We start from the raw sequence: 6,956 nt of genomic DNA, 5'->3' as shown, positions 1-6,956 counted from the left end.
CCCCCTGTTCGCCCCGGTCCCCGGACCCGTGGCGGACTGGGAGAAGGTCCAGGGCTGACCCGCCCACCGCCGGGTCGGCCTCACCACCCCGTTGCCGCAACCGCACCGCACCCGGGCCTGTTCCCGCCCGCCCGGCGTCCACGGTCCGAGCGGCTGGCGCGCCCGTGCTCCCCGTGGGACTGTGGTGACCATGTCGTCCTTCCGCCGTTCCGGCACCGCCTTCCACGAGGAGGACGTGGCCCTGGAGCATCGGGAGCCGCTGGACACCCGCGAGCTGTTCGTGTGGTTCGCCGTGCACGCGGTGGAGGGCGTGGAGCACGCCATCCCCACCTCCTACTCCCGCACGGTCATGCTGCCCGGAGGCCCCGCATGGTTCCGCGTCCACGACCGCGGCCACGGTCTGCGGCTGCACTCCCGGGTCACCGACCCGACGGATTTGCCGGTGCTCACGGCGCGCGTCCGGCGGCTCCTGGACCTGGACGCGGATCCCGTGATCGTGGACCGAGCGCTGTCCCGCGTCCCGGAGCTGCGTCCGCTGGTGGCCGCGCGGCCCGGACTGCGCGTGGTCGGGTCCGTGGATCCCGAGGAGACGCTGATCCGCACCCTGGTCGGCCAGCAGATCTCCCTGGCCGCGGCCCGCACCGTGCTGGGCGCCCGCACCCGTGAGATGGGAGCGCCCGCCCCCGCGTTCGCCACCGGGCTCACGCAGATGTTCCCCACCGCGCGGGCCCTCGCGGAGCACGGCGAACAGTTCCTGCGCGGCCCACAGGCCCGGATCCGCGCGGTCCTGGGCGCCGCCCGCGCCCTCATCTCCGGCGAGCTGAGCCTCTCCCCGGACGACGACGCCGCCCAGCAGCGTGCCGCGCTCCTCGCCCTTCCCTGGGTGGGGCCGTGGACCGCGGACACCGTGCGCATGCGCGTCCTCAAGGACCCGGACGTGTTCCTCGTGGACGACGGCGCCCTGCGCGCCGGGGCCGCGCGGATCGGTCTGCCCTCCGAGAAGAGGGCGCTCACGGCCTGGGCGCAGGACGCCGCGCCGTGGCGCAGCTGCGCCACCACCCACCTGTGGGGTCCCCTGACCCCGCCGAGCACCTTCACCGAGAGTGAGCAGCCATGACGCATCTCTTCCAGACGATCGACACCCCGGACGGCCCCTTCACCGCCGTCGCCCGGGAGGACGGCGCGGTGCTCGCGTCCGGGTGGACCGCCTCGGTGGCGGAGGCGCTCGCGCGGGTGCGGGCGGCGTCGCGCCCCGGGGACGTCCGGGAGGGTGCCCTGGCAGCAGTGGACGCGGTGCGAGCCTTCTACGCGGGTGACCCCGCCCCCGCGATGGACGTGCCCGTGGACCTGCACGGCACCGACGGCCAGCTCGCCGGATGGGCCGCGCTGCGGCGGATCCCGGCGGGCAACCCGCTGAGCTACACCGAGTTCGCGCGGGAGCTGGGAAACCCGCGCGCGGTGCGCGCCGCGGCGGCGGTGTGCGCACGCAACCCCGTGGCCCTGTTCGTGCCGTGCCACCGGGTGCTGCGCGCGGACGGCTCACTGGGCGGCTTCGCATGGGGTGAGGACGTGAAGCAGCGCCTGCTGGACCGGGAGGCCGCGCGCCCCGCACGGGGGAGCGGAGGGAGCGAGGGGTGACCACCGGGGTGGCGGAGAACGAGCGGACCGGGCGCTCCGGCCGGCTGCTGGGACCGGCGTTCGTGGCGGCCGTGGCGTACGTGGACCCGGGCAACGTGGCGGCCAACATCACGGCGGGCGCGCAGTACGGGTACCTGCTGGTGTGGGTGCTCGTGGCGGCCAACCTCATGGCCGTGCTCGTGCAGTACCTCTCCGCCAAGCTGGGCCTGGTGACGGGCTCGTCGCTCCCGGAGCTGATGGGAGCGCGGCTGCCGCGGCGTCGCCGGCTGGCCTACTGGGCGCAGGCGGAGCTGGTGGCCGCGGCCACGGACCTGGCCGAGGTGCTGGGCGGGGCGATCGCCCTCCACATCCTCTTCGGCCTCCCGCTGCTGCTGGGCGGGGTCATCGTGGGTGTGGTGTCCATGGGGCTTCTGGCGGTCCAGTCGCGGCGCGGGCAGGGGACGTTCGAGGCGGTGGTGGTGGCGCTGCTGGCCGTGATCACCCTGGGATTCGTCTCGGGGCTGTTCTTCGGGTCCGTGTCCTGGACGGATGCCGCGGCGGGACTCGTGCCGCGCTTCGAGGGGACCCAGACCGTCCTGCTGGCCGCGAGCATGCTGGGCGCCACCGTCATGCCGCACGCCGTGTACGCGCACTCGGCGCTGGCCAGGGACCGGCACGGCGACTCCGTGCCACGGCACGAGCTGCCCCGCCTGCTCACCGCCACCCGCTGGGACGTGGTGCTGTCCCTGCTGGTGGCGGGGTCCGTGAACATCGCCATGCTCCTGCTGGCCGCGGGGAACCTGACCGGTGTGCCCGGCACCGACAGCATCGAGGGAGCCCACGCCGCGATCACCCACGCCCTGGGGCCGGTGGTGGGCATCGCATTCGGCATCGGGCTGCTCGCCTCGGGCCTGGCCTCCACCTCCGTGGGCTGCTACGCCGGGTCCACGATCATGGGCGGACTGCTGCACCGCAGCATCCCGCAGCCGGTGCGGCGCGTGATCACCCTGCTGCCCGCGCTCGCGCTGCTGGCCGCGGGGGTGGACCCCACGCAGGCGCTGGTGCTGTCCCAGGTGGCGCTGAGCGTGGGCATCCCGTTCGCGGTGGTCCCGCTGGTCACCCTCAGCAGCAGCCGCTCCGTCATGGGCGAGCACGCCGCCTCCCGCCCGCTCACGGTGCTCGCGTGGGTGGTGGTGGGGCTGATCGTCGCCCTGAACCTGGCGCTCGTGTGGCTCACCGCCACGGGGCAGGGGTAGGTGCTCTCGCGGCTCCGGCCGCGCGCTCAGGACGACGCCGCCAAGTCACCGCCCGCACGCCCGGCAGCTGACGACGTCGCCCCTGGGCGCCCCCGCAGCCCAGCACCGGTTGCTGGTCCTGGATGTCCCGCCGCCCGGGAGGGGCCGCCCTGCGCCCGCCCGGTGCGGGTGCCGCGCGGGTGATCGGGCGGCGTCGTCGGGGCAGCGCCGTGCGGCCCGGGGCGAACCGAGTGGTTCGCGCAGACCTGCGGTGCGATTCTTGTGCCATGACGCACGAGAAGCCTTCGGAAGAAACCCCCCGGACCGCAGCGGACTGGGACGAGCGCTACGGAACGACCGTCCTCTGGAGCGGTGACCCCAACGGGTCCCTGCTGGCCGTGGTGCCCGAGCTGACGCCCGGCACGGTGCTGGACGTGGGGTGCGGTGAGGGTGCCGACGCCGTGTGGCTGGCCGGGCACGGGTGGACGGTGACCGCACTGGACGTCTCCCGCGTGGCGGTAGAGCGCGGACGGGCCCGCGCGGAGGCCGCCGGAGTGGCGGTCACGTGGGCCGTGGCGGGTTTCGGGGAGCGCGCGCTGGGACAGTTCGACCTGGTCTCCGCGCAGTACCCGGCCATCCCCCGGCACCACGGGACGCGCGTGGAAGAGGATTTCGCCGCGGCCGTGGCCCCGGGCGGCAGGCTCCTGTTCGTCCACCACGAGATGGACGAGGTGCCGCCCGCCGCGGCCGCTCAGGACTACGTGATGCCGCAGCACATGGTGGACCACCTTCGGGCCGCGGGGTGGGAGATCGAACGGGACGAGATCCGCGAGCGCCACGTGAGCGGCGGCGCGGGTCACGGCCACACGAGGGACCGGGTGGTGCTGGCCCGGACGCCGTGACCCGCGGGTGCTCCTGGTGGTGCCCGCCCGGCGGTGAGAGAGCGGCGTCGGCACTGCTGGCGGGCGTCTCGCGGCGCCCCTGCCGGCAGTTCCGACGTCGTGCGCGCTACGTCCGGCGGAGACCCTTCAGTGCGCCGGTGGACCACAGGGCCGCCGCGATCAGCACGGGCTGGAAGAACAGGCGGACCAGGCGCTTGGTGTCCGTGTCCAGGCCGAAACCGTCCCGGTGGTGGATCCACTGGGCCAGGTTGCCGGGGAAAACGGCGGCGAAGAAGGCCGCCGCCACGAGACCCACGGTGCCACGCCTCGACCGGGCGGCGACGAGGGAGGCACCCAGCGCGATCTCCACCACGCCGGAGGCCACCACGGTGGTGTCGATGTCCAGGGGGACGAAGTCCGGGACCTGGGCCTGGAACTCGTCCCGGGCGAACGTCAGGTGGCTGACTCCGGCGAACGCGAGGAAGCCGCCCAGGACGGTGCGGACCACGTGGCGCGCGGGGGAGAGCTTCGGGGCCCTGCGGCGCAGCGGTGCTGAGCGGCTCGTCACTCGTCCACCACTGTGACGGTCACGGGGATGTTCCCGCGCGTGGCGTTGGAGTAGGGGCACACCTGGTGGGCGGCGTCGGCGAGCTCCTGGGCCTTGTCGTGCTCGAGCTCGGGGATGACCACCTCGAGCTCGACGGCCAGGCCGAAGCCGCCCTCGCCGTTGTCCCCGATCTGGACCCGGGCGCCCACGGCGGAGTCCCCCAGGGAGACCTTCTGCTGGCGGGCCACCATCTGCAGGGCCGAGTGGAAGCACGCGGCGTACCCGGCGGCGAAGAGCTGCTCGGGATTGGCGCCGTTGCCGGAGCCACCCATCTCCGTCGGAATGGCGAGGTCGAACTGCAGGGAGCCGTCCTTGAGGGCCACGCTGCCGTCGCGGCCCGCGCCCTGTGCGAGTGCTTCTGCGGTGTAGAGAGCGTTCATGATGATTTCTCCTTCGCTGGCGGAACTGGCAGGTCTCGACCCCCCAAGACCCGAGACCCGCCATGGTGGTGCCGCGCGTGGGTGGGCGCCTCCCGGACCGACGGTCCGTGGCGCCCGCTCATGACACGTGGCCGCCCGTGCCGCACAGCACCACCGCGGGGGGGGGACGGGTGCTGCGCCGAGTGACCGCCTTTGATCATAGTTGTGCGCGTTTTGATTGTCCACAACTTGCTTTCTCGAGACCCGTGTTGGATTGGCGGAGAGCGGTCATCCTGTACTTGATGGACGTCGTGTACGCCATGATGGTGGGGGCATGGCACGCGCAGCTCCCGCTGCCTTCTCCTCGTCCCGGGCGCGCAGCTCGTCCAGCTCGGTGCTCGACATTGCCGAGCACGGCGGCGTGGTCACCGTCAACCGCGGCCGGGCCTGCAGCGCCATCGTCTCCGCAGACCGCCTCCGAGACCATCTGAAAGCGACCACGCCAGCGCGCGTCCGTGGAGGACGGGGCGTACCTGGTGGTCCTGGAGGACCGCCCCTTCGTCTTGGAGGGAGAGACCCTGGATGCGGCCATCGAGGACCTCATCGAGTCGTTGCGTGAGTATGCAGAAGATTGGACCCAGCGGCTGCGGTACCTCGCAGACCGGGGCTCATCCCCCGCAGGCGCGGGGAGCGCGCATCCGCCCTCGGGGACGGCGCTCGGTACTGGGGCTCATCCCCGCAGGCGCGGGGAGCACTGTCTCTCTCGGTTACGCGGCTTGCGCGGTGGGGGCTCATCCCCGCAGGCGCGGGGAGCACCTGGTGGACCGGGGCTCGCAGAACGAGTGGCAGGGCTCATCCCCGCAGGCGCGGGGAGCACCCGCCCTGGTTCGAGCCGAAGCCCTGCGAGGAGGGCTCATCCCCGCAGGCGCGGGGAGCACGGCATGGTCCTGGCGGGCTGTGGCTGGGAGTAGGGCTCATCCCCGCAGGCGCGGGGAGCACTTCTTGATCCGGTGGCCGATCAGCTGCTCGAGGGGCTCATCCCCGCAGGCGCGGGGAGCACGCCGGCTACTGCCCGCACCTGATGTGGGACCCGGGCTCATCCCCGCAGGCGCGGGGAGCACAACCAGCCGGTCAACTCCCAGGTTTTGCCCAGGGGCTCATCCCCGCAGGCGCGGGGAGCACTAGTGGACCCCACCCCGGAGGAAATGATGCTCGGGCTCATCCCCGCAGGCGCGGGGAGCACGGGTCGATCGCCCCGTACGCACCGTTGCCCCAGGGCTCATCCCCGCAGGCGCGGGGAGCACAAGTCCGGCGGGTCTGTGGCCGCCGCGGACTTCGGCTCATCCCCGCAGGCGCGGGGAGCACACCGCCAAGTTTCTCCGGTGTTCCCCACAACCGGGCTCATCCCCGCAGGCGCGGGGAGCACCCCTTGCGTGCGCGGCGGGTTGACTTTCGGTAGGGCTCATCCCCGCAGGCGCGGGGAGCACTACGGGGGCCTCGCGCTCGCGGTGTCTGAGGTGGGCTCATCCCCGCAGGCGCGGGGAGCACTCCAACCACGTCCACGCTTGGAGCCCGTAAGGCGGCTCATCCCCGCAGGCGCGGGGAGCACTCACCGCGGGGCACACGGGACGCGAGGTGCGGCGGCTCATCCCCGCAGGCGCGGGGAGCACGTCCACCGGCGGTCGATACCGACCTCGAAGGTCGGCTCATCCCCGCAGGCGCGGGGAGCACATGGCGGAGGTGGAGCCCGGTCTCGTGGCGGCGGGCTCATCCCCGCAGGCGCGGGGAGCACCCCAGGGTGGTGTCCAGCACCCGCACCAGGCGCGGCTCATCCCCGCAGGCGCGGGGAGCACCCCACATATCAGCCGTCGAAGAACACGTGGACGGGCTCATCCCCGCAGGCGCGGGGAGCACACGCAGCCGCAGCGGGAGCTCGGACACGGTCTGGGCTCATCCCCGCAGGCGCGGGGAGCACGCTAGGAATCCGGATCTCAGAGGACTACGTTCGGGCTCATCCCCGCAGGCGCGGGGAGCACTTCGTCGTCCGTGAGCCTGTCCCGTCGTGCTACGGCTCATCCCCGCAGGCGCGGGGAGCACGTGTTCCGCCCCGCGGCGCAGCGGCCCGAGTGGGGCTCATCCCCGCGCCTGCCGGGTCGGGACGATCAGCCCCAAGGGCTCATCCCCGCAGGCGCGGGGAGCACCATCCACGTAGCCCTTCGCGGCGGCCTGCCACGGGCTCATCCCCGCAGGCGCGGGG

At 73.5% G+C, this 6,956-nt stretch carries 6 protein-coding genes and 1 CRISPR repeat array; of the genes, 4 read left to right on the top strand and 2 right to left on the bottom strand.

Features of this window, described 5'->3' with window-relative positions; translation table 11 throughout:
• The first annotated feature begins 190 nt into the window (after positions 1-190).
• From CWC38_RS10325 to CWC38_RS10310, 4 genes are all read left to right on the top strand, one after another.
• The gene (locus tag CWC38_RS10325) at positions 191-1,117 is read left to right on the top strand and encodes a DNA-3-methyladenine glycosylase family protein (RefSeq protein ID WP_121846657.1); all 927 of its coding nucleotides are present in this window, start codon (positions 191-193) and stop codon (positions 1,115-1,117) included.
• Positions 1,114-1,638: a methylated-DNA--[protein]-cysteine S-methyltransferase gene (locus tag CWC38_RS10320; protein ID WP_121846655.1), complete on the top strand. Its 525-nt coding sequence runs from the start codon at positions 1,114-1,116 to the stop codon at positions 1,636-1,638. The genes CWC38_RS10325 and CWC38_RS10320 overlap by 4 nt, the downstream gene beginning before the upstream one ends.
• On the top strand, positions 1,635-2,873 hold the full coding sequence (locus tag CWC38_RS10315) for an Nramp family divalent metal transporter (protein ID WP_121846654.1): 1,239 nt from the start codon (positions 1,635-1,637) through the stop codon (positions 2,871-2,873). Before CWC38_RS10320 ends, CWC38_RS10315 begins: the two co-directional genes overlap by 4 nt.
• Positions 2,874-3,139: 266 nt before the next feature.
• The gene (locus CWC38_RS10310; RefSeq protein ID WP_121846653.1) at positions 3,140-3,754 is read left to right on the top strand and encodes a class I SAM-dependent methyltransferase; all 615 of its coding nucleotides are present in this window, start codon (positions 3,140-3,142) and stop codon (positions 3,752-3,754) included.
• A gap of 106 nt (positions 3,755-3,860) precedes the next feature.
• On the opposite strand, the gene CWC38_RS10305 is transcribed toward CWC38_RS10310, so the two are convergent.
• Positions 3,861-4,301 (bottom strand): DoxX family protein, encoded by a 441-nt coding sequence (locus tag CWC38_RS10305; protein ID WP_424321722.1) that lies wholly within the window; start codon positions 4,299-4,301, stop codon positions 3,861-3,863.
• Positions 4,298-4,720 carry an organic hydroperoxide resistance protein gene (locus CWC38_RS10300; protein WP_121846652.1) on the bottom strand — a complete coding sequence of 141 codons (423 nt, stop codon included), beginning with the start codon at positions 4,718-4,720 and terminating at the stop codon, positions 4,298-4,300. The genes CWC38_RS10305 and CWC38_RS10300 overlap by 4 nt, the downstream gene beginning before the upstream one ends.
• Before the next feature lie 705 nt (positions 4,721-5,425).
• A CRISPR array of direct repeats spans positions 5,426-6,796; the repeat unit is 29 nt; unit sequence GGGCTCATCCCCGCAGGCGCGGGGAGCAC.
• Between the last annotated feature and the right edge of the window lie 160 nt (positions 6,797-6,956).

Origin of the sequence: Kocuria tytonicola (assembly GCF_003687455.1) — a bacterium.
Lineage (GTDB): Bacteria > Actinomycetota > Actinomycetes > Actinomycetales > Micrococcaceae > Kocuria > Kocuria tytonicola.
This window is presented reverse-complemented; position numbering and strand designations above follow the sequence as displayed.

What these genes read in the sequence shown, in the direction of transcription:
- CWC38_RS10325 (WP_121846657.1), top strand. Translation starts at nt 191, where the DNA reads ATGTCGTCCTTCCGCCGTTCCGGCACCGCCTTCCACGAGGAGGACGTG.
- CWC38_RS10320 (WP_121846655.1), top strand. Translation starts at nt 1,114, where the DNA reads ATGACGCATCTCTTCCAGACGATCGACACCCCGGACGGCCCCTTCACC.
- CWC38_RS10310 (WP_121846653.1), top strand. Translation starts at nt 3,140, where the DNA reads ATGACGCACGAGAAGCCTTCGGAAGAAACCCCCCGGACCGCAGCGGAC.
- CWC38_RS10300 (WP_121846652.1), bottom strand. Translation starts at nt 4,720, where the DNA reads ATGAACGCTCTCTACACCGCAGAAGCACTCGCACAGGGCGCGGGCCGC.